The sequence below is a fragment of the Streptomyces sp. NPDC101178 genome (assembly GCF_044767965.1).
Taxonomy (GTDB): domain Bacteria; phylum Actinomycetota; class Actinomycetes; order Streptomycetales; family Streptomycetaceae; genus Streptomyces.
This window is the reverse complement of sequence record NZ_JBIWOZ010000021.1, coordinates 1-19,440: the sequence shown is the minus strand read 5'-3', so window position 1 is coordinate 19,440 and position 19,440 is coordinate 1. Positions and strand designations below refer to the sequence as shown.

Sequence of the window (19,440 nt, the reverse complement as noted above, 5' to 3'; positions counted from 1 at the left end):
TGCAGGGGGGACCCTGTGGGAGAGTAGGACGCCGCCGAACAATTATTGTGGGGAAGCCCCGCACCCTTGTGGTGCGGGGCTTTTCTGCGTTCTGAAGGTATTCAAAAGCTTCGGCTCCTTCTGGTGAGCGATGGGCCCGCGACCGTGCATCGGTCACCAGAAGGAGCCGACTCCTCAGAGGCGGCCCGCTGCCTTGAGGGCCAAATAGGCATCGGCGAGTGCGGGGGCCAGGTTGTCCGGGGTGGCGTCCACGACGACGACTCCGTGGCGCTGGAGTTTCTCCGCCGTGCTGCGGCGTTCCGCCTGAGCCTGGGTGCCGGCGGCGGCGTCGTACACCGCTTCCACCGTTCCCCGGCTCCTCGCCATCTCCTCGATCCGTGGGTCGGAGACGGCTGCCAGCAGAACCGTATGGCGCTGGGTGAGCTGAGGGAGCAGAGGCAGGAGGCCCTCCTCGATGGGGGCGGCCTCCAGAGACGTAAGGAGAACGATCAGCGAACCGCGGGGAGCGTCCGAGAGGGCTGCGGTACTGAGCCCTCTGGCGTCCGTCTCGACGAGCTCGGGTTCCAATGAGGCCAAGGTGTCGACGACCGCTGCCAGAGCGTCACCGGCGCTGGTCCGGCGTTGCACCCGGGCTCGGACGCGGCGGTCGTAGGCGAGGAGGTCTACGCGGTCGCCGGCGCGTGTCGCGAGCGCGGTGAGGAGGAGCGTGGCGTCCATGGCCGCGTCGAGACGTGGGACGTTGCCCACGCGGCCTGCGGAGGTGCGTCCGGTGTCCAGGACGATGAGGATGTGCCGGTCGCGCTCGGGGCGCCAGGTCCGGACCGCGACGGCCGACTGGCGTGCTGTCGCCCGCCAGTCGATGGAACGGGTGTCGTCTCCCGGTACGTAAGGTCGCAGACTGTCGAACTCCGTGCCCTCACCCCGTGTCAGAACGCTGGTGCGGCCGTCGAGTTCCCGGAGCCGGGCGAGCCGGGAAGGCAGGTGCTTCCGGCTGGTGAACGGGGGCAGTACTCGCACGGTCCATGGGACGCGGTGGTGGCCCTGGCGTGCGGCGAGACCGAGCGGGCCGTACGAGCGGACCGTAATGCGCTCGGCCTGGCGGTCGCCGCGGCGGGTCGGGCGGAGGACGGTGGCCAGGCGCCGCTGTTCACCGGGAGGAATCGTCAACGTGTGGCGTGAAGAAGACCGTTCGGTGCCGACGGGCCAGCTGCTCGGCGGCCAGGCATCGCGGAGCTGGGCCCGGAGCCGCCGACGCGAGCCGTTGGTCACGGTGAGTTGTACGGCCGCCGCGTCACCCAGTCGAACAGATGTATCGCCGGATCGAGTGAATCGGAGCGTTCGCACTGGCGCTGCCAGGGCGTAGTCGCACAGAATTGCCAGTGAGAGCGGTGCGTTGACCGCGAGCATCCCGGTCCAGCTCGGAGCGAGGATGCCTACGGGGAGTGATCCCAGCGCGGCCAATAGTGCGGTACGTCCGGTGAGGGCCATGGTCACCGCCTCATCGGGGTACGGGGAAGTGGGCGAGCACCGAGGTGATGACGGAATCGGGGGTGACTCCCTCCATTTCCGCCTCGGGCCGCAGGTGGATGCGATGACGGAGTGTGGGGAGCGCCAAGGCCTTCACGTCGTCCGGGGTGACGTAGTCCCGGCCGGTGAGCCAGGCCCAGGCGCGTGCGGTCGAGAGCAGTGCGGTGGCGCCTCGGGGGGAGACGCCGAGGGCGAGCGAGGGGGATTCGCGCGTGGCACGACAGATATCCACGACATAGCCGGCGATCTCCGGGGAGACGGCGGTCCTGGCGACGGCTGATCGGGCCGCCTCCAGGTCGGCGGGGCCTGCGACGGGCCGTATGCCTGCTGCCTTGAGGTCGCGAGGGTTGAAGCCGTCGGCGTGACGGGTGAGGACGTTGATCTCGTCCTGTCGTGAAGGGAGAGGCACCGTCAGCTTGAGCAGGAAGCGGTCCAGTTGGGCTTCCGGGAGCGGGTAGGTGCCCTCGTATTCGAGCGGGTTCTGGGTGGCGGCGACGAGGAAGGGGTCCGGGAGCGGACGGGGGGTGCCGTCGACGGTGACCTGACGTTCCTCCATCGCTTCCAGGAGGGAGGCCTGAGTCTTGGGAGGGGTGCGGTTGATCTCGTCGGCGAGCAGCAGGTTGGTGAAGACCGGGCCCGGCTGGAAGGAGAACTCGGCAGTTCGGGCGTCGTAGACGAGTGAGCCCGTCACGTCACTCGGCATGAGGTCGGGGGTGAACTGGACGCGCTTGGTGTCGAGTTCGAGGGAGGCGGCGAGGGCTCGGACGAGGAGGGTCTTGGCTACGCCGGGGACACCTTCGAGAAGAACGTGTCCGCGGCAGAGCAGCGCGACGACGAGTCCGGTGACAGCGGGGTCCTGGCCGACCACGGCCTTGGCGATCTCGGCGCGGAGGGCCTCCAGGGACGCGCGGGCGCCGTCGGCGGGCTCCGGAGTCGCAGGGGTCGCGGGGACCGCTGCGGAGTCGGCCGGCTCGGGGGTCGGGGCGCTCATGAAGTGCGTACCTCTCTTTCGAGGGCGTCGAGGTGCTCGGCCAGCAGGACCAGGGCCGCGTCGTTGGCGGGGGTCGGGCCGAAGAGCAGGGTGCTCAGGTCGTCGCTTGTGGTGGCGGTGCGGGTGGAGACGGCAGGGAGGAGGACATCAGCGGTGTGGGCCTCGCGGGCGGTCACACCGGTGAGGCGGGCGATACGGATTCGGGCGGCGGCTCGTAGCGATTCGGCGGCCCGGTCACGGGCGTTGGCCTTGCGGTAGAGGCCGGCGCGGCCTTCCGCGGATTCCGACGCGCGGATGGAGACCGGCAGTTGTTCCACGACGAGGGGGCCGAGCCGGCGGGCCCGCCAGATCGCGGCGAGGCAGGCGGCGAGGGTGAGTTGGAGCGTTCCCCAGATCCAGCCGGAGGGGATCAGGCCGAGGAAGCCGCTCTCGTCGCCCGAGGTCTCTTCGCGGCTGCCGTCGTTGTCGTGGTTGTTGTTGCCGGGGGTGCCGTCATCGGTGGTGGCGGATGGATCAGCGAGTGAGGGGAGGTACCAGACCAGATGCGGTCGCGAACCGAGGAGTTGCAGGGCGAGAGAGGCGTTTCCCTGGTGGTCGAGACGCTCGTTGTGGAGGAAGTCGGGGGAGCCGAGCAGCACGGTGTCGCCGTCCTCGCGGCCCTTGAGCATCAGCAGGCTGGGCGCCTGGTCGCTGGGGTAGCAGGCGGTGGCGGTGGAGTCCGGTGCCGTGTAGCGGACGCCGCCCATGTCCGCAGGGCCGGCGCTGCGGGCGGCGGGGAGTGCGCAGGACGGAGGGAGCACGCTCACGGGGCGGTGGGGCTCGGCGCGTACGCCGGGGGCCAGTCGGGATACGGCTGCGGGGCCCGGGGCGATGAGGAGGGTGCGGCCGGTGGAGGCGGCGGTCGCCTTGTAGAGCCGGCGCTGTTGAGAGGGGATGAGGAGGTTGGGGCCGGTGACCAGGAGCGTGGTGTCGGGTCCCACCGCGGTGGTGGCCTCGTCGAGGGTCGTGGCGACGGTGACGGACACTCCGCGTTCCTTGAGGAGTTCCGCCGTGGCGCGGCTGCCCTTCGGGCCGGGGGAACGGGGGTCGAGGTGCCCGTAGTTGGTACCGGAGCGGACCGCGGCGAAGGTGATGCCCGCGATCACGAGGACGAGCAGGGCGATCAGCAGCCCGCGCGAGCGCTTCCAGACCTGGTGTGCGGTGGGCGCGGTCGAGGTGGGAGAGGGGGCGGTGGCCGTGGTCATCCGGCGGCTCCACGGGAGGCTCCGGGAAGTACGGGTTTCGCCTCGTCGAGCTCGGTGTCCAGGGTGCGCAGGGCCAGATATGTGGGCTGGCCCGCGGTGCGGCCGCCGTATGTGACGTCGTCGAAGTCGCGGGCGGCGGAGCGCAGCCGGGTGGCGTGGTCGGGCAGGGCGCGGCCTGCCTCCGCCGCGGCTTCGTCGGCCGTGCGGCCGGGTCGGGGGTCGAGCAGGGCGCGTTCCTCCAGGGACCGGACGACGGCGCGCATGCGTTCCTGGACGGCTTCGGTCCAGCGGAGGGCGGCGGCGTGTGCTTCGGCCGCGGCCCGGTGCTGGGCGGCGCTGCGGGGGCCGTCGCTCTCGAAGAGGGCGTCCGCGGCGGAGCGGGAGGAGCGTTGCGGGGTGCCGAGCCGCCACCAGAGCGCGGCGGCGAGGCCGATGACGAGGAGGGCCAGGACGACGAGTCCCGCCGGGCCGCCGGGAGCGGCGCCCGCGGCGGCGTCGAACACGCCGGCGACCCAGTCCCAGAACTCGTTCAGGGCGCGCTGGAGGAAGTTCGGATCGTTCTCGTGGTACATCGGTTTGGACAGCTCGCTCTCGGCTGCCTCCCGGGCCGGGACACGTGGAGTGTCCACGGGTATGTCGCCCGCGCCGATGACCTGCCGTGTTGTTGTGGCGCCCCCCGCCCCCGGCACCCCATCAGCTCCGAGCGGTGTCGGTGCCGGTGCCGTGGCCGGGGAGGCCCGCGGCCCGGGCGAGGTCGAGGTCGAGCGCCTCGCGGCGGATGCGCTGGTCGACGTAGAGCAGGGCCATCACGCCTGCGAGGAAGGGGTAGGCCAGCGTGGAGACGATCACTTCGCCGATGCCGGTGATGATCAGGAAGGGCCAGCTCAGGGAAGCGGTGCCGGCTTCGGGGAAGTCGCCGATGCCGACCGCATCACCGATGGCCATCAGGATGACGAGCAGGGTGGAGACCACGAGGCTCAGCAGGAGGGCGAGCAGCTGAGACAGCGCGAGGATCCCGAAGGTGCGCCACCACGCGCCGCGGACCAGCTTCGCCGACCTCCGCAGCGCCGCGACGATGCCCTGCCGTTCCAGCACCAGGGCGGGGGTGGCGAGGGAGAAGGTGACGTACAGCCAGGGGGCCAGCACGCAGGCGACGACGAGGCCGAACAGGGCGAGCACCGCGCCCGCCCCCGAGCCCACCAGCAGTCCGGGGCCGATGCTGACGATCATGACCGTCGTGAGCATCAGCATCACCAGGAGGGTCAGCCCGATCAGCGGGAGGATGCGCGGGCGTACCTCGGCCCAGGCGTCGGTGAGCGTGACCGGGCGGCCCAGCACCGAGCGGCTGATCACCACGGTGACGACGGAGGTGGTGAGCAGCATGGCGATCAGAGCGAGGAGGGTGGCCGGGGCGAGGGAGAACAGCGTCGTCCGGAGGTATTCGGAAGCCTGGCGGAGGGCTTCGGTGCCGGAAGCGTTCGGGTCGATGGCGGTCGGTCGGGGCAGGAGATAGCGCTGCATGAGCACGACGGCGATCTGCACGACCACGGAGACCGCGAGGCTGAAGCCGAGTGCGGTACGCCAGTGGGCGCGCAGGGCCGAGACGGAGCCGTCGAGGATCTCGCCGAGGCCGAGCGGGCGCAGCGGGATGACGCCGGGCTTCGCTGCCGGAGGCTTCGGTGCCCGGCCCGGATGCCGCGGGCCGCCGCCCCAGCCGGAGGCAGGCGGGCGGGTGCCGGGGCCGCTGCCGGGGTTGCTCGGTGGGGACCACTGCCCGGGAGGCGGCTGCTCGGGGGACCACTGTCCCGTCGGCGCGCTTCCGTCCTTGGGCTCGGAGGGGCGGGGAATGGCCGCCTCCTGGCCGTCGGAGGGGGCAGATCCGGGCGTCGCCCAGCCCGGAGAGTCGTTCATTCTCGCTCCTTCACCGTCCTGTCCGCTCATCGGGGCGGCAGGTTGGCAGCCATCGTGTCACGGGCCGGTGCGGTGCGGACGGGGAGCCTTCTCTCCCTCGTGCCTTCATTTGTGGGCGGCTCACCGGGCAGACTGGACGGATGGCTGATCAGGACGCGCAAACGCCGGTGGGCAGCGAGCCTCCCGCACTTCCCGTACTCCGTTGGGACGAGCTTCCGGAAGGTCCCGTTCTGGTGCTCCTCGACCAGACGCGGCTGCCCGCGGAGGAGGTCGAGCTGGTGTGCACGGATGTGCCCGCGCTGGTGCGGGCGATCCGGACGCTGGCGGTACGGGGGGCTCCGCTGCTCGGGATCGCCGGTGGCTACGGGGTGGCGCTCGCGGCGGCACGGGGCTACGACGTGGCGGAGGCCGCCGGGCTGCTGGAGCGTGCGCGGCCCACCGCGGTGAACCTCGGTTACGGGGTGCGGAGGGTGGCCGCGGCCTACTGGGCGGCTGCCGGGAAGGGGGCGGGAGCCGAGGAGGCCGCCGTCGTGGCGCTGGCCGAGGCTCAGGCGCTGCATCGGGAGGACGCCCGGGCCAGTGTGCGGATGGCGGAGTACGGGACGGCGCTGCTGGAAGAGCTGCTGCCGGGGCGGGGCTATCAGCTGCTGACCCACTGCAACACCGGGGCGCTGGTCTCCGGGGGCGAGGGGACGGCCTTCGCGGTGGCCCTGCGGATGCACCGGCAGGGGCGGCTGCGCCGGCTGTGGGTGGACGAGACCCGGCCGCTGCTCCAGGGGGCGAGGCTGACGGCGTACGAGGCGGCGCGCAGCGGGATGGCGTACAGCCTGCTCACGGACAGTGCGGCGGGTTCGCTGTTCGCGGCGGGTGAGGTGGATGCCGTGCTCATCGGGGCGGACCGCATCGCGGCGGACGGCTCGGTGGCCAACAAGGTGGGGAGCTATCCGCTGGCCGTGCTCGCGAAGTACCACCACGTGCCGTTCATCGTGGTGGCGCCGACGACGACCGTGGACATGGAAACGGCTGAAGGCACATCGATCATCGTCGAGCAGCGTTCCGGGCAAGAAGTGACGGAGGTCACATCGGCGCAGGACGTATCGGCGGGCGCCGGAGGTGGGAAGGTCGTCGCACCCCTCGGGGCCCCGGTGTACAACCCGGCCTTCGACATCACGCCGCCCGAATTGATCACGGCGATCGTCACCGAGGAGGGGGTCGTTTCCCCGGTCACGGGGGTCGCACTGGCGGAGCTGTGTGCCAGGTCATCGCAGGTAACGATTAGCTAATGGGATGATGTCGATTATGAAGGGACGCGTCCTTGTCGTCGACGACGACACCGCACTGGCCGAGATGCTCGGGATTGTGCTGCGTGGAGAAGGTTTCGAGCCGTCGTTCGTAGCGGACGGCGACAAGGCACTGGCCGCATTTCGTGAGGCCAAGCCGGACCTGGTGCTGCTCGACCTCATGCTGCCCGGAAGGGACGGCATCGAGGTGTGCAGGCTGATCAGGGCCGAGTCCGGTGTGCCGATCGTCATGCTCACTGCCAAGAGCGACACCGTCGATGTCGTGGTCGGCCTGGAATCAGGGGCCGACGACTACATCGTCAAGCCGTTCAAACCTAAGGAGTTGGTCGCCCGGATCAGGGCCCGCCTGCGGCGGTCCGAAGAGCCCGCGCCGGAGCAGTTGACCATCGGTGACCTGGTCATCGACGTAGCCGGTCACTCCGTGAAGCGGGAGGGGCAGTCCATCGCCCTCACCCCGCTGGAGTTCGACCTGCTGGTCGCCCTCGCCCGCAAGCCGTGGCAGGTGTTCACCCGTGAGGTCCTGCTGGAGCAGGTCTGGGGGTACCGGCACGCGGCCGACACCCGGCTGGTGAACGTGCACGTCCAGCGGCTGCGCTCCAAGGTCGAGAAGGACCCGGAGCGGCCGGAGATCGTCGTGACCGTCCGAGGGGTCGGTTACAAGGCCGGACCGAGCTGACATGGCCGAAGGCAGCGCTGCTCCGAACCCCGGGGAGCCGGGAGTCCGTGCGGAGCGGGCTGCCGGTCCGGGACGGAAGGCCTCTCGTATGAGCCGATTCCTCCAGGGCGGCCGGTTGTTCGAGGACCGGGCGCCCGGTGGGCCCGTACCGCGTCTGCTGATGCGGTGGGTTCGTCGTCCCCTGCTGCCCGCCGTGCGGTTGTGGCGGCGCAATCTGCAGCTCCGCGTCGTCGCGGGCACACTGCTGATGTCGATCGGCGTGGTGCTGCTGCTCGGCTTCGTCGTGATCGGGCAGGTCCGCAACGGCCTGCTCGACGCGAAGGGCAAGGCCGCCCAGACCCAGGCCGCCGGCGGTTTCGCCGCGGCCCAGGAGAAGGCGAACGCCTCCCTGGCGCCGGGCACCGAGGGGCCCGACGGCATGACCGCCAACACCTCGTGGCGCACCGAGCTCGTCGACCAGCTCGCCAGTGGCGGCAAGAACGCCTTCAACGTGGTCGCGCTCAGCGCGGACTCGGTGAGCGAGGGCGCGGGCGGCCGTGCGCCACGAGGTTCGGGCAGCGTCGAGGCCTCCAGCGTGCCCGAGCGCCTGCGCCAGGACGTGGGCAAGGGACAGGGCGCGTTCCAGACGTACTCCCTGATCCGTTATTCCAACGGCAACGAGTCCCAGCCGGGCCTCGTCGTGGGCAAGCGGCTCTACGACATCGACCAGCAGCCGTACGAGCTGTACTACCTCTTCCCGCTCACGCAGGAGGAGAAGTCCCTGACGCTGGTCAAGACGACCCTGGCGACCGCCGGCCTCTTCGTCGTCGTGCTGCTCGGCGCCATCGCGTGGTTCGTGGTGCGGCAGGTCGTCACACCGGTGCGGATGGCGGCCGGCATCGCCGAGCGGCTCTCCGCCGGGAAGCTCCAGGAACGGATGAAGGTCACCGGCGAGGACGACATCGCCCGGCTCGGTGAGGCCTTCAACAAGATGGCGCAGAACCTTCAGCTGAAGATTCAGCAGCTGGAGGAGCTCTCCCGGATGCAGCGGCGCTTCGTCTCCGATGTCTCGCACGAGCTGCGGACCCCGCTGACGACCGTACGGATGGCCGCCGACGTCATCCATGAGGCGCGCGTCGACTTCGATCCCGTCACCGCGCGCTCCGCCGAGCTGCTCGGCGACCAGCTCGACCGCTTCGAGTCGCTGCTGGCCGATCTGCTGGAGATCAGCCGGTTCGACGCGGGCGCGGCGGCGCTGGAGGCCGAGCCGATAGACCTGCGGACCGTGGTGCACCGGGTGATCGGCGGTGCCGAACCGCTCGCCGAGCGCAAGGGCAGCCGGATCCTGGTCCTCGGCGACGACCAGCCGGTGATCGCAGAGGCCGACGCCCGGCGCGTCGAGCGGGTGCTGCGCAACCTCGTGGTCAACGCCGTCGAGCACGGTGAGGGACGGGACGTCGTCGTGCGGATGGGCGTGGCGCAGGGCGCGGTCGCCGTGGCCGTACGGGACTACGGGGTCGGGCTCAAGCCCGGCGAGGCGACCCGCGTCTTCAACCGGTTCTGGCGCGCGGACCCGGCACGCGCCCGGACCACCGGCGGGACCGGTCTCGGGCTCTCCATCGCCGTCGAGGACGCCCGGCTGCACGGCGGCTGGCTCCAGGCGTGGGGCGAGCCGGGCGGCGGGTCCCAGTTCCGGCTGACCCTGCCGCGTACGGCGGACGAGCCGCTGCGCGGTTCGCCCATACCGCTGGAGCCGGAGGATTCCCGGCGTAACCGGGAGAGCCGGGAGCGCGACGAGGCGCCGGCCGGCGAGAACCGGCTGGTCTCCGTACCGAATCAGTCCGGGGCCAAGGAGCGCTCGTCGCTGCCCGGGCCCGGCCGCGGTTCCACGGTGCCGCACCCGGCGCCCGCCTCGGCGCACCCGGCGGCGCTGCCCGGCAGCGGAGCCCGGGTCGTGGCCCGCCCGGCGCCGGAGCGTTCCGGTGGCGCCGGTTCCGCCGCGCAGAATTCCGACCAGGAGGACACCACTCGTGGGTACTGACCGCCGTCGTGGTGGCCCCGGACGCGGCGTGCGGATCACCGCGCTGCTCGGCTGCTCCGTCCTCGTGCTCGTCGGCTGCGGGTCGATGCCGGTGACCGGTGACGTCAAGGCGGTCGACGCCTCGCAGCCGGGCGACTCCCAGGTGCAGGTGTACGCGGTGGAGCCTCGTGAGGGCGCGGCGCCCAGCGAGATCGTCGACGGGTTCCTGGAGTCGATGACCAGCGACGATCCCGGTTTCCGGACCACGCGCATGTATCTGAGCGAGGACGCGGCCGAGACCTGGCAGCCGGGTGAGGGCACCACGGTGCTCTCCCAGGCCCCCAACCGCAACGGCCCCCTGCTCCACGACGAGGAGCGCCGGGACTCCGAGACCTCCTACACGCTGACCGGCGAGAAGGTGGCGACGGTCGACGCCCAGAGCTCCTACCAGCCGCTCGCCCCCACCGACTACTCGCAGGTGCTGCACCTGGTGCGGGAGAAGCTGGCGGACGGCAAGACCGAGTGGCGGATCGACATCGTGCCGGACGGCCTGGTCCTCGGGCAGTCCGACTTCAAGCGGCTCTACCGCTCCGTGAACAAGTACTACTACGCCACCGGCCGGACGAACGGGCAGTCGACGCTCGTCGCCGACCCCGTCTACGTACGCACCGGCACCGATCCGGTCACCCGGATGAGCACGGCGACGCAGACGGTCAGGACGCTGCTGGAGGGACCGACGAACTGGCTGCGGCCCGTGGTCGACTCCCGGTTCCCCACCGGGACCGCCCTGCGCAAGGACGTCGTCGCGCTGGCCCCCGATGATCAGAACGTGCTGAAGGTGCCGCTCAACGGCAAGGCCGACAAGGCGGGCCGGGCGGCCTGCCGGATGATGGCCGCCCAGGTGCTCTTCACCCTGCGGGACCTGACCTCCGCGCGGGTCGAGCAGGTGGAGCTGGAGGGCGGGCGCGGCCGGCTCTGCGCGCTGGACGCGGACGAGGCGGCGAAGTTCTCCTCCGACAGCGGCTCCGACGGGCCCGACAGCCAGTACTTCATCGACGCCAAGGGCAGGGTCCAGCGGATCCCCAGCGCCACCGAGGGCATCGGCACGCCCGAGGCGGTGCTCGGCCCCCTGGGAGCCGGCACGGTCGCGATGGGCGCCGTCGGCGTGGCCCGGGACGAGCGGCGGGCCGCCGCGGTCTCGGCCAACGGGCAGAACCTGTACGTCGCGTCCCTGGACGCGGAAGGTGAGCTGGCCGCTCCCGTGGTGACCAGCACCGGCAAGAAGACCGCCGACCGGCTGTCGTCGCCGAGCTGGGACGGGCGGGGTGACCTGTGGGTCGCCGACCGCGACAAGGCGCGCCCGAGGCTGCTACGGCTGGCCGAGGGTGAGGGCGAGCCGCAGGAGGTGCGGGTCCCGGGGCTGGACGGCGGGCGGATCGAGGAACTGCGGCTGTCGGCGGACGGGGTGCGGATCGCGCTGCTGGTGACGGAGGACGGCCGTACGACACTGAAGATCGGCCGGGTCGAGCGGCGCGGGAGCGACGAGGCGCCCGAGATCTCGGTCGAGGACCTGCGCCAGGCCGCGCCGCAGCTCACGGACGTGACGGCGATCTCCTGGTCGGGCCGCAGCCGTCTGGTGGTGGTCGGCAAGGAGGCGGGCGGTGTCCAGCAGGTGCGGTACGTGCAGGCGGACGGGTCCACGCCGTCCTCCGGCGCCTCCGGGGTGCTGCCCGGGGTCAACCAGGTCCAGGCGGTCGCCGCGGCGGACGACGAGCTGCTTCCGCTGATGGCGGAGACCGAGGGCGACGGCATAGTGAAGCTTTCGCCGGGGGACAACTGGCAGACGGTCCTGGAAGAAGGCACCTCGCTGGTCTACCCGGGCTGACCTGGCGCTTCCGAACGCAGTTTTCCACAGGGGTGGACGGTTCCGCGGGGGCCGGACACCGTGAACGCATGCGGGATTGGTGGCGGGAGTTCTCGGGCTTGGTCCTGCCGGTGGCCTGCGCGGGCTGCGGCAGGCCGCGTACGGCGCTGTGCCCGGCCTGCGGGGCCGCGCTGAACGGTGCGCCGGCCCGCAGCGTGCTCCCCTCGCCCCGGCCCGTGGGGCTTCCGGCGGTCCATGCGGCGGCGCCGTACGAGAACGCCGTACGCGCGGTGCTGCTGGCCCACAAGGAGCGCGGGGCACTCGGGCTGGCCGGACCGCTCGGGCGGGCTCTGGCGGCCTCCGTACGGGCCGGGACGGGGCAGGCGGGAGCCGTGGGACCTCTGCTGCTGGTGCCCGTACCCTCCGCGCGCTCCGCGACCGCGGCCCGCGGCCATGATCCGGTGCTCCGGATCGCCCGGGCGGCGGCGGACGAGCTGCGGCGCACGGGCGGGCGGGTCCGGGTGCTCCCGGTGCTGCGGCAGCTGCGCGCGGTCGTCGATCAGTCGGGTCTCCGGGCCCACCGGCGGCGGGCCAATCTCGCCGGCGCGCTGGGCGTGGCCAGCGGGTCGGAGCGGCTGCTCGCCCACGGGAGGGTGGTTCTGGTGGACGACCTGTTGACGACGGGATCGACGCTGGCCGAGGCGGCGCGGGCGGTCACCGCGGCGCTGGGGAGCGACGGAGGCCCCTCCGGCCGCGCGGTGTGCGCGGCAGCGGTCGTCTCGGCATCTCCGTCCGCCTTCGAAATAAACCGGAAGTGACCGAGAACTTGCATCGTCGCAGGTGATGCGAGGGCAAAACCGCCTGAACGGAGGTACGTGCCGGTAGCGGGTGCCGATACCCGGGTGTGCAGGCTATGTTCGGTTGTGAGGAGCGGTGAAGGCCGAACCTCGATGAATGCACCGTGAGGTTTCGGGCAGATAACTCACCGACGGACCGGAAGCAGTCGAGCCGGCCGAGGTAGGGACCTCTCCGACGGGGGAGGAGGAGGCGAAAGTCACCGAGTCCGAGGCCCCTGGGGATCACCGGGGGCTGGTGCAAAAGGGAGATGCCCCGCCGCAGAAGCGGGGTGATCCGGGAACGGAGTTCTGCGTGGACATCGTCGTCAAGGGCCGCAAGACCGAGGTGCCCGAGCGGTTCCGCAAGCACGTGGCCGAGAAGCTGAAGCTGGACAAGATCCAGAAGTTCGACGGCAAGGTGATCAGCGTCGACGTCGAGGTGTCCAAGGAGCCGAATCCCCGTCAGGCCGACCGCTCCGACCGGGTGGAGATCACGCTCCACTCGCGCGGTCCGGTCATCCGGGCGGAGGCGGCGGCGGGCGACCCCTACGCAGCGCTTGATCTGGCCACCGGAAAGCTGGAGGCCCGGCTGCGCAAGCAGCACGACAAGCGCTACAGCCGCCGGGGCAACGGACGTCTGTCGGCTGCGGAGGTCGCGGATGTGGTGCCGGGCGTCGCCTCGTTCGACGAGGACGGTGAGCTGGTCGGCGAGCAGACGTCGGAAGCCGTGGCGACCACGAAGGTCGGATCGATCGAGGTGCAGGGCGAAGGGCCTCTCGTGATGCGCGAGAAGACCCACACCGCCGCGCCCATGGCGCTCGACCAGGCGCTCTACGAGATGGAACTGGTCGGGCACGACTTCTACTTGTTCGTCGACTCCGAGACGAAGGAACCCAGTGTCGTCTACCGGCGTCACGCCTACGACTACGGCGTCATCCACCTGAGGACCGACCCGCTCGCCGCTGATGAGGCAGGCGGCGCGGGCGGCGCGCTCGGCGGCTGACACCACACAGTCACGGTGCCCCTGGAGCGTTTTCACGCCACCAGGGGCACCTGCGCGCTGGTGCGGGATAGCCGCTTCGGCCTCGCGGCATGGAATCATGGCGCCCCAAGCCAATCGGTGGCCGGTGAAACGCCGTTGGCGGACGACCGATGCCTATCAGGCCGTGGCCTTCAGGGGGAGGAACGATGGCGGACACCTTCGGGCCCGTGCGTGACGCGAGCGGTTTCGACGACGGCGGTGACCGTACCGGTGACGCCCCGGACGGCGCCTCGCGCAGGGAGCCCATCCGGGTCCTCGTGGTGGACGACCACGCGCTCTTCCGCAGGGGTCTGGAGATCGTCCTCGCGCAGGAGGAGGACATCCAGGTCGTCGGTGAGGCCGGTGACGGCTCCGAGGCGGTCGACAAGGCCGCGGACCTGCTGCCCGACATCATTCTGATGGACGTGCGGATGCCCAAACGCGGTGGCATCGAGGCGTGCACGGCCATCAAGGAGGTGGCTCCCAGCGCGAAGATCATCATGTTGACGATCAGCGACGAGGAAGCCGACCTCTACGACGCGATCAAGGCGGGCGCCACCGGATACCTCCTCAAGGAGATCTCCACCGACGAGGTGGCGACGGCCATTCGCGCCGTCGCGGACGGGCAGTCCCAGATCAGCCCGTCGATGGCCTCCAAGCTGCTCACCGAGTTCAAATCGATGATCCAGCGCACCGACGAGCGCCGGCTCGTCCCCGCGCCCCGGCTCACCGACCGGGAGCTGGAAGTGCTGAAACTCGTGGCGACCGGCATGAACAACCGGGATATCGCCAAGGAGTTGTTCATTTCGGAGAACACGGTGAAGAACCACGTCCGCAATATTCTGGAGAAGTTGCAGCTGCACTCCCGCATGGAAGCCGTGGTCTATGCCATGCGCGAGAAGATCCTGGAGATCCGGTAGCCACCGCGGAGCTCAGCGGTAGGCGCGCTGCAGCGCCCGGCCGATCTCGTCCCTGAGCGGGTCGCGCAGCTCCGGCGCGTCGATCCGCTCCAGCCGGATATCCGTACAGCCCACCCAGGCCGCCGCCTCCACCAGGGCCTCCGCCATCGGGACCACCGCCTTCGGACCGGCCAGCGAGGCCTGGCGGGCGACCAGCGTGGTGCCGTCGCGCGCCGGGTCGACGCGGCCCTGGAGCTTCCCGCCCGCCAGCAACGGCATGGCGAAATAGCCGTGGATCCGCTTCGGCTTGGGGACGTACGCCTCCAGCCGGTGCGTGAAGCCGAAGATCCGCTCGGTGCGCGCCCGCTCCCACACCAGCGAGTCGAACGGCGACAGCAGCGTCGTACGGTGGCGGCCGCGCGGTTCCTTGGCCAGCGCCTCGGGGTCCGCCCAGGCGGGCTTGGCCCAGCCCTCCACCGTGACCGGGACCAGCCCCGAGTCCGCCACCACCGCGTCGAACTCCTCGCCCCGCAGCCGGTGGTAGTCCGCGATGTCGCTCCGCGTGCCGACGCCCAGGGACTTGCCCGCCAGCGCGACCAGCCGCCGCCGGCACTCGGTGTCGCTCAGGTCGTCGTGGAGCACGGCGTCCGGGATGGCGCGCTCGGCCAGGTCGTAGATCCGCTTCCAGCCGCGCCGCTCGGTGCAGACCACCTCGCCGTACATCAGGGCCCGTTCGACGGCGACCTTGGAGGCCGACCAGTCCCACCACTCCCCGCCGTTGTTCGCGCCGCCGAGCTCGGTCGCCGTCAACGGGCCCTCGGCACGCAGCTGCTTGATCACCGTGTCGTACACGCCGTGGGGCAGGTCGTGGTGCCACTGCGGGCGGGCGCGGTAGGCGCGGCGGCGGAACGCGAAGTGCGGCCACTCCTCGACGGGCAGGATGCACGCGGCGTGCGACCAGTACTCGAAGGAGCGGCCGCCCGACCAGTACGCCTCCTCCACCGTGCGCCGGCCGATCGCGCCGAGCCGGGCGTACGGGATCAGCTCGTGCGAGCGGGCCAGCACCGAGATGGTGTCCAGCTGGACGGCTCCGAGATGCCGCAGCACCCCCTGAACCCCCGCCCGGCGGTCCGGAGCCCCCAGGAAGCCCTGGGCGCGCAGCGCGATGCGGCGGGCCTGGTCGGCGGAGAGTTCGACTGCGGGAGGAGGCACAGGCGTCATACGGGGAACCCTAGACGCCACCACTGACACCGGGGGAGGGGATCCGGCCACCGCCTCCGGCCGCGCGCGATCCGGATCTCACCGGTCCGCTCACCCTTCACGTGCCGGGTCCGGAGCGCCGCCGGGCTGATCGGCGTGGCGCCCGGGCAGGTACGGATGGGTGCCTGGCAGCCCCAGGTCGGACGGGAGCAGCGCCGCCGTCCACGCGTCCCGTCGCACGCCCTTGTTGAGCAGCCCGGACCGCTGGTCGCCCTCCAGCCGGAATCCGGCCCGCAGCGCCACGGCACGGGAGGCCAGGTTGCCGATCTCGGCCCGCCACTCCAGCCGGTCCGCCCGGAGCGAGGTGAAGGCCCAGCGGGCGGAGCCGAGCACCGCCTCGGTGACGTACCCGCGACCGCGGTGCTCCTTGGTGGACCAGTACCCCATCTCGTACGTCCCCGGCCGGCTCCGGCGGTCGATGGAGAGCGCCCCGACGAGCGCCGCGGACTCCCGCAGCTCCAGGGCGAAGCTGTACGCGGAGTCGTCCCGCCAGCCCGCCGGAGCGAGTTTCGCGGTGAACAGCTCCGCGTCGGTCAGCCGGTACGGCGAGGGGATCACCGTCCAGCGCTGGATGTCCGGATCCTGACAGGCCGCATGCACCCGGTAGGTGTCCCGCGGACCGAACGGGCGCAGAAGAAGTCGTCGCGTGGTGAGAGTGGTCGGCTCCATAGGGTGATTCTCATGAGCGGAGAGCCGCGATGCGAGCACTTTCGGGGCTTTCCGGCACCTTCCGCGCCTCCGGCACGTTGTCCGGAGAGGGTGCGGCGAGGTCCACGCGACGGCAGCCCTCCCGACGCGGTGGTGTCCTCGCTTACGATGGCCGTTGCGGTGGGGCCCACCTGCCGTGCCCGCGCCAGAGTCCATCACACGACCCAGTGCCAGGCCCGACCGGCAAGGAGACCAGCCTCAGTGTCCGTCTTCAACAAGCTCATGCGTGCAGGCGAAGGCAAGATCCTGCGCAAACTGCACCGCATCGCGGACCAGGTCAGCTCCATCGAAGAGGACTTCGTCAACCTCTCCGACGCCGAGCTGCGGGCGCTCACCGACGAGTACAAGGAACGGTACGCGGACGGCGAGAGCCTGGACGACCTGCTCCCCGAGGCGTTCGCCACGGTCCGTGAGGCCGCCAAGCGCGTCCTCGGACAGCGTCACTACGACGTACAGATCATGGGCGGAACCGCCCTGCACCTCGGCTATGTGGCCGAGATGAAGACCGGTGAGGGCAAGACCCTCGTCGGCACCCTGCCCGCGTATCTCAACGCGCTCTCCGGCAAGGGCGTGCACCTGATCACGGTCAACGACTACCTCGCCCAGCGCGACTCCGAGATGATGGGCCGGGTCCACAAGTTCCTGGGCCTGACCATCGGCTGCATCGTCTCCAACATGACGCCGGCGCAGCGCCGTGAGCAGTACGCCTGCGACATCACGTACGGCACGAACAACGAGTTCGGTTTCGACTACCTCCGCGACAACATGGCGTGGTCCAAGGACGAGCTCGTCCAGCGCGGCCACAACTTCGCCGTGGTCGACGAGGTCGACTCGATCCTCGTCGACGAGGCCCGTACGCCGCTGATCATCTCCGGCCCGGCCGACCAGGCCACCAAGTGGTACGGCGACTTCGCCAAGCTGGTCACGCGTCTCACCAAGGGTGAGGCGGGCAACCAGCTCAAGGGCATCGAGGAGACCGGCGACTACGAGGTCGACGAGAAGAAGCGGACCGTGGCCATCCACGAGACCGGTGTCGCCAAGGTCGAGGACTGGCTCGGCATCGACAACCTCTACGAGTCGGTCAACACCCCGCTCGTCGGCTATCTGAACAACGCCATCAAGGCGAAGGAACTGTTCAAGAAGGACAAGGACTACGTCGTCATCGACGGCGAAGTCATGATCGTCGACGAGCACACCGGCCGTATCCTCGCCGGCCGCCGCTACAACGAGGGCATGCACCAGGCGATCGAGGCGAAGGAAGGGGTGGACATCAAGGACGAGAACCAGACCCTCGCCACGATCACCCTGCAGAACTTCTTCCGCCTGTACGACAAGCTCTCCGGCATGACCGGTACGGCGATGACCGAGGCCGCCGAATTCCAGCAGATCTACAAGCTCGGCGTGGTGCCGATCCCGACGAACCGGCCGATGGTCCGGGCCGACCAGTCGGACCTGATCTACCGCACCGAGGTCGCCAAGTTCGCCGCCGTCGTCGACGACATCGCCGAGAAGCACGAGAAGGGCCAGCCGATCCTGGTCGGCACCACCTCGGTCGAGAAGTCCGAGTACCTCTCGCAGCAGCTCTCCAAGCGCGGTGTCCAGCACGAGGTGCTGAACGCCAAGCAGCACGACCGGGAGGCGACGATCGTCGCCCAGGCCGGCCGCAAGGGCGCGGTCACGGTCGCCACGAACATGGCCGGCCGAGGCACCGACATCAAGCTCGGCGGCAACCCGGACGACCTCGCAGAGGCGGAGCTGCGCCAGCGCGGCCTCGACCCGGTGGAGAACGTCGAGGAGTGGGCGGCCGCGCTGCCCGCCGCGCTGGAGTCGGCCGAGCTGGCCGTGAAGGCGGAGTTCGAAGAGGTCAAGGACCTCGGCGGGCTGTACGTGCTCGGCACGGAGCGGCACGAGTCGCGCCGGATCGACAACCAGCTGCGCGGTCGTTCCGGCCGTCAGGGCGACCCGGGCGAGTCCCGGTTCTACCTGTCGCTGGGCGACGACCTGATGCGGCTGTTCAAGGCGCAGATGGTCGAGCGCGTCATGTCGATGGCGAACGTCCCGGACGACGTGCCGATCGAGAACAAGATGGTCACCCGTGCCATCGCCTCCGCCCAGTCGCAGGTCGAACAGCAGAACTTCGAGACGCGTAAGAACGTCCTGAAGTACGACGAGGTGCTCAACCGGCAGCGCGAGGTCATCTACGGCGAGCGCCGCCGCGTCCTGGAGGGCGAGGACCTGCAGGAGCAGATCCGGCACTTCATGGACGACACGATCGACGACTACATCGCGCAGGAGACCTCCGAGGGCTTCGCCGAGGAGTGGGACCTGGACCGGCTGTGGGGCGCCTTCAAGCAGCTCTACCCGGTGAAGGTCACCGTCGAGGAGCTGGAGGAGGCGGCCGGCGACCTGGCGGGCGTCACCGCCGAGTTCATCGCCGAGTCGGTGAAGAACGACATCCACGAGCAGTACGAGGAGCGCGAGAAGACCCTTGGCTCCGACATCATGCGTGAGCTGGAGCGGCGCGTGGTCCTCTCCGTGCTGGACCGCAAGTGGCGTGAGCACCTCTACGAGATGGACTATCTCCAGGAGGGCATCGGCCTGCGGGCCATGGCGCAGAAGGACCCGCTGGTCGAGTACCAGCGCGAGGGCTTCGACATGTTCAACGCCATGATGGAGGGCATCAAGGAGGAGTCCGTCGGCTACCTGTTCAACCTGGAGGTCCAGGTCGAGCAGCAGGTCGAAGAGGTTCCCGTGCAGGACGCGGCCGAGCGCACCTCGCTCGCCAAGGAGGGTGCTCCCGCCGCGCGTCCGGAGATCCGTGCCAAGGGCCTGGAGGCTCCGCAGCGTCCGGACCGGCTGCACTTCTCCGCTCCCACGGTGGACGGCGAGGGCGGTGTCGTCGAGGGCGACTTCGCCACCGAGAGCGGGCAGTCCGGTTCCTCGGACGGCATGACGCGGGCCGAGCGCCGCAAGGCGCAGAAGAGCGGTGGCGGCGGCGGTCGCCGTCGTAAGAAGTAGCACCAGCAGCGCCGCACCGGCCGGGGGGGGGGGCCCCCCCGCCGGGGGGCCCCCCCCCCCCCCGCGGGGGGGGGGGGGGGGGGGGGCCGGGGGGGGGGGGGCCCCGGGCGCCCCCCCCCCCCCCCCCCCCCCGGGGGCGGCGCGCGCAGGGGGGGGGGGTGGAGAGCACCCGCGTGGTGGCCCGG

General features: G+C 70.8%; 15 protein-coding genes. 8 read left to right on the top strand and 7 right to left on the bottom strand.

Annotated features, from left to right (window positions below; translation table 11 throughout):
* Positions 1–174 precede the first annotated feature (174 nt).
* The 5 genes from ACIRR8_RS32980 to ACIRR8_RS32960 are packed head-to-tail and all read right to left on the bottom strand — an operon-like array spanning position 175 to position 5,673.
* On the bottom strand, positions 175–1,488 hold the full coding sequence (locus ACIRR8_RS32980) for a DUF58 domain-containing protein (RefSeq protein ID WP_404071758.1): 1,314 nt from the start codon (positions 1,486–1,488) through the stop codon (positions 175–177).
* A 10-nt stretch (positions 1,489–1,498) separates the two neighbouring features.
* The gene (locus tag ACIRR8_RS32975) at positions 1,499–2,518 is read right to left on the bottom strand and encodes an AAA family ATPase (RefSeq protein WP_404071757.1); all 1,020 of its coding nucleotides are present in this window, start codon (positions 2,516–2,518) and stop codon (positions 1,499–1,501) included.
* Positions 2,515–3,762, bottom strand: coding sequence for a DUF4350 domain-containing protein (locus ACIRR8_RS32970; protein ID WP_404071755.1), 1,248 nt, complete (start codon positions 3,760–3,762; stop codon positions 2,515–2,517). Before ACIRR8_RS32970 ends, ACIRR8_RS32975 begins: the two co-directional genes overlap by 4 nt.
* Positions 3,759–4,451, bottom strand: a complete 693-nt coding sequence (locus ACIRR8_RS32965) for a DUF4129 domain-containing protein (RefSeq protein WP_404071753.1) — start codon at positions 4,449–4,451, stop codon at positions 3,759–3,761. Before ACIRR8_RS32965 ends, ACIRR8_RS32970 begins: the two co-directional genes overlap by 4 nt.
* 4 nt (positions 4,452–4,455) lie before the next feature.
* On the bottom strand, positions 4,456–5,673 hold the full coding sequence (locus ACIRR8_RS32960; RefSeq protein WP_404071752.1) for a hypothetical protein: 1,218 nt from the start codon (positions 5,671–5,673) through the stop codon (positions 4,456–4,458).
* Between the two features lie 140 nt (positions 5,674–5,813).
* Here ACIRR8_RS32960 and mtnA point away from each other — a divergent pair, with 140 nt between their 5' ends.
* The 7 genes from mtnA (at position 5,814) to ACIRR8_RS32925 (ending at position 14,290) form a co-directional block, all read left to right on the top strand.
* A complete protein-coding gene (gene mtnA / locus ACIRR8_RS32955; protein WP_404071750.1) occupies positions 5,814–6,956 on the top strand; it encodes an S-methyl-5-thioribose-1-phosphate isomerase in 1,143 nt (380 codons plus the stop codon).
* Between the two features lie 4 nt (positions 6,957–6,960).
* Positions 6,961–7,650 (top strand): two-component system response regulator MtrA, encoded by a 690-nt coding sequence (gene mtrA, locus ACIRR8_RS32950; RefSeq protein ID WP_007448372.1) that lies wholly within the window; start codon positions 6,961–6,963, stop codon positions 7,648–7,650.
* Position 7,651: 1 nt separating this feature from the next.
* A complete protein-coding gene (gene mtrB / locus ACIRR8_RS32945; protein WP_404071749.1) occupies positions 7,652–9,670 on the top strand; it encodes an MtrAB system histidine kinase MtrB in 2,019 nt (672 codons plus the stop codon).
* 28 nt (positions 9,671–9,698) lie between these two features.
* On the top strand, positions 9,699–11,534 hold the full coding sequence (locus tag ACIRR8_RS32940; RefSeq protein WP_404071760.1) for an LpqB family beta-propeller domain-containing protein: 1,836 nt from the start codon (positions 9,699–9,701) through the stop codon (positions 11,532–11,534).
* A gap of 68 nt (positions 11,535–11,602) precedes the next feature.
* Entirely contained in the window at positions 11,603–12,331 is a 729-nt protein-coding gene (locus ACIRR8_RS32935) for a ComF family protein (RefSeq protein ID WP_404071747.1), read from the top strand.
* A 331-nt stretch (positions 12,332–12,662) separates the two neighbouring features.
* A complete protein-coding gene (hpf, locus tag ACIRR8_RS32930) occupies positions 12,663–13,352 on the top strand; it encodes a ribosome hibernation-promoting factor, HPF/YfiA family (RefSeq protein WP_404071745.1) in 690 nt (229 codons plus the stop codon).
* Positions 13,353–13,537: 185 nt separating this feature from the next.
* Positions 13,538–14,290, top strand: a complete 753-nt coding sequence (locus ACIRR8_RS32925) for a response regulator (RefSeq protein ID WP_404071743.1) — start codon at positions 13,538–13,540, stop codon at positions 14,288–14,290.
* Positions 14,291–14,302: 12 nt separating this feature from the next.
* Here the strand turns inward: ACIRR8_RS32925 and ACIRR8_RS32920 are convergent, their stop codons facing one another.
* Together ACIRR8_RS32920 and ACIRR8_RS32915 are read right to left on the bottom strand one after the other, a co-directional pair.
* Positions 14,303–15,490 carry a winged helix-turn-helix domain-containing protein gene (locus ACIRR8_RS32920; RefSeq protein ID WP_404071741.1) on the bottom strand — a complete coding sequence of 396 codons (1,188 nt, stop codon included), beginning with the start codon at positions 15,488–15,490 and terminating at the stop codon, positions 14,303–14,305.
* Positions 15,491–15,580: 90 nt separating this feature from the next.
* Positions 15,581–16,198, bottom strand: coding sequence for a GNAT family N-acetyltransferase (locus ACIRR8_RS32915; protein ID WP_404071739.1), 618 nt, complete (start codon positions 16,196–16,198; stop codon positions 15,581–15,583).
* A gap of 240 nt (positions 16,199–16,438) precedes the next feature.
* Between ACIRR8_RS32915 and secA the strand changes: the two genes are divergently transcribed.
* Positions 16,439–19,255, top strand: a complete 2,817-nt coding sequence (secA, locus tag ACIRR8_RS32910) for a preprotein translocase subunit SecA (protein WP_404071737.1) — start codon at positions 16,439–16,441, stop codon at positions 19,253–19,255.
* The last annotated feature ends 185 nt before the right edge of the window (positions 19,256–19,440 follow it).

Excerpts from the sequence above, each read along its gene's own strand:
- mtrB (WP_404071749.1), top strand. The coding sequence starts at position 7,652 with ATGGCCGAAGGCAGCGCTGCTCCGAACCCCGGGGAGCCGGGAGTCCGT.
- ACIRR8_RS32920 (WP_404071741.1), bottom strand. The coding sequence starts at position 15,490 with ATGACGCCTGTGCCTCCTCCCGCAGTCGAACTCTCCGCCGACCAGGCC.
- mtrA (WP_007448372.1), top strand. The coding sequence starts at position 6,961 with ATGATGTCGATTATGAAGGGACGCGTCCTTGTCGTCGACGACGACACC.
- ACIRR8_RS32960 (WP_404071752.1), bottom strand. The coding sequence starts at position 5,673 with ATGAACGACTCTCCGGGCTGGGCGACGCCCGGATCTGCCCCCTCCGAC.
- ACIRR8_RS32980 (WP_404071758.1), bottom strand. The coding sequence starts at position 1,488 with ATGGCCCTCACCGGACGTACCGCACTATTGGCCGCGCTGGGATCACTC.
- ACIRR8_RS32970 (WP_404071755.1), bottom strand. The coding sequence starts at position 3,762 with ATGACCACGGCCACCGCCCCCTCTCCCACCTCGACCGCGCCCACCGCA.
- mtnA (WP_404071750.1), top strand. The coding sequence starts at position 5,814 with ATGGCTGATCAGGACGCGCAAACGCCGGTGGGCAGCGAGCCTCCCGCA.
- ACIRR8_RS32935 (WP_404071747.1), top strand. The coding sequence starts at position 11,603 with ATGCGGGATTGGTGGCGGGAGTTCTCGGGCTTGGTCCTGCCGGTGGCC.
- ACIRR8_RS32975 (WP_404071757.1), bottom strand. The coding sequence starts at position 2,518 with ATGAGCGCCCCGACCCCCGAGCCGGCCGACTCCGCAGCGGTCCCCGCG.
- ACIRR8_RS32925 (WP_404071743.1), top strand. The coding sequence starts at position 13,538 with ATGGCGGACACCTTCGGGCCCGTGCGTGACGCGAGCGGTTTCGACGAC.
- ACIRR8_RS32915 (WP_404071739.1), bottom strand. The coding sequence starts at position 16,198 with ATGGAGCCGACCACTCTCACCACGCGACGACTTCTTCTGCGCCCGTTC.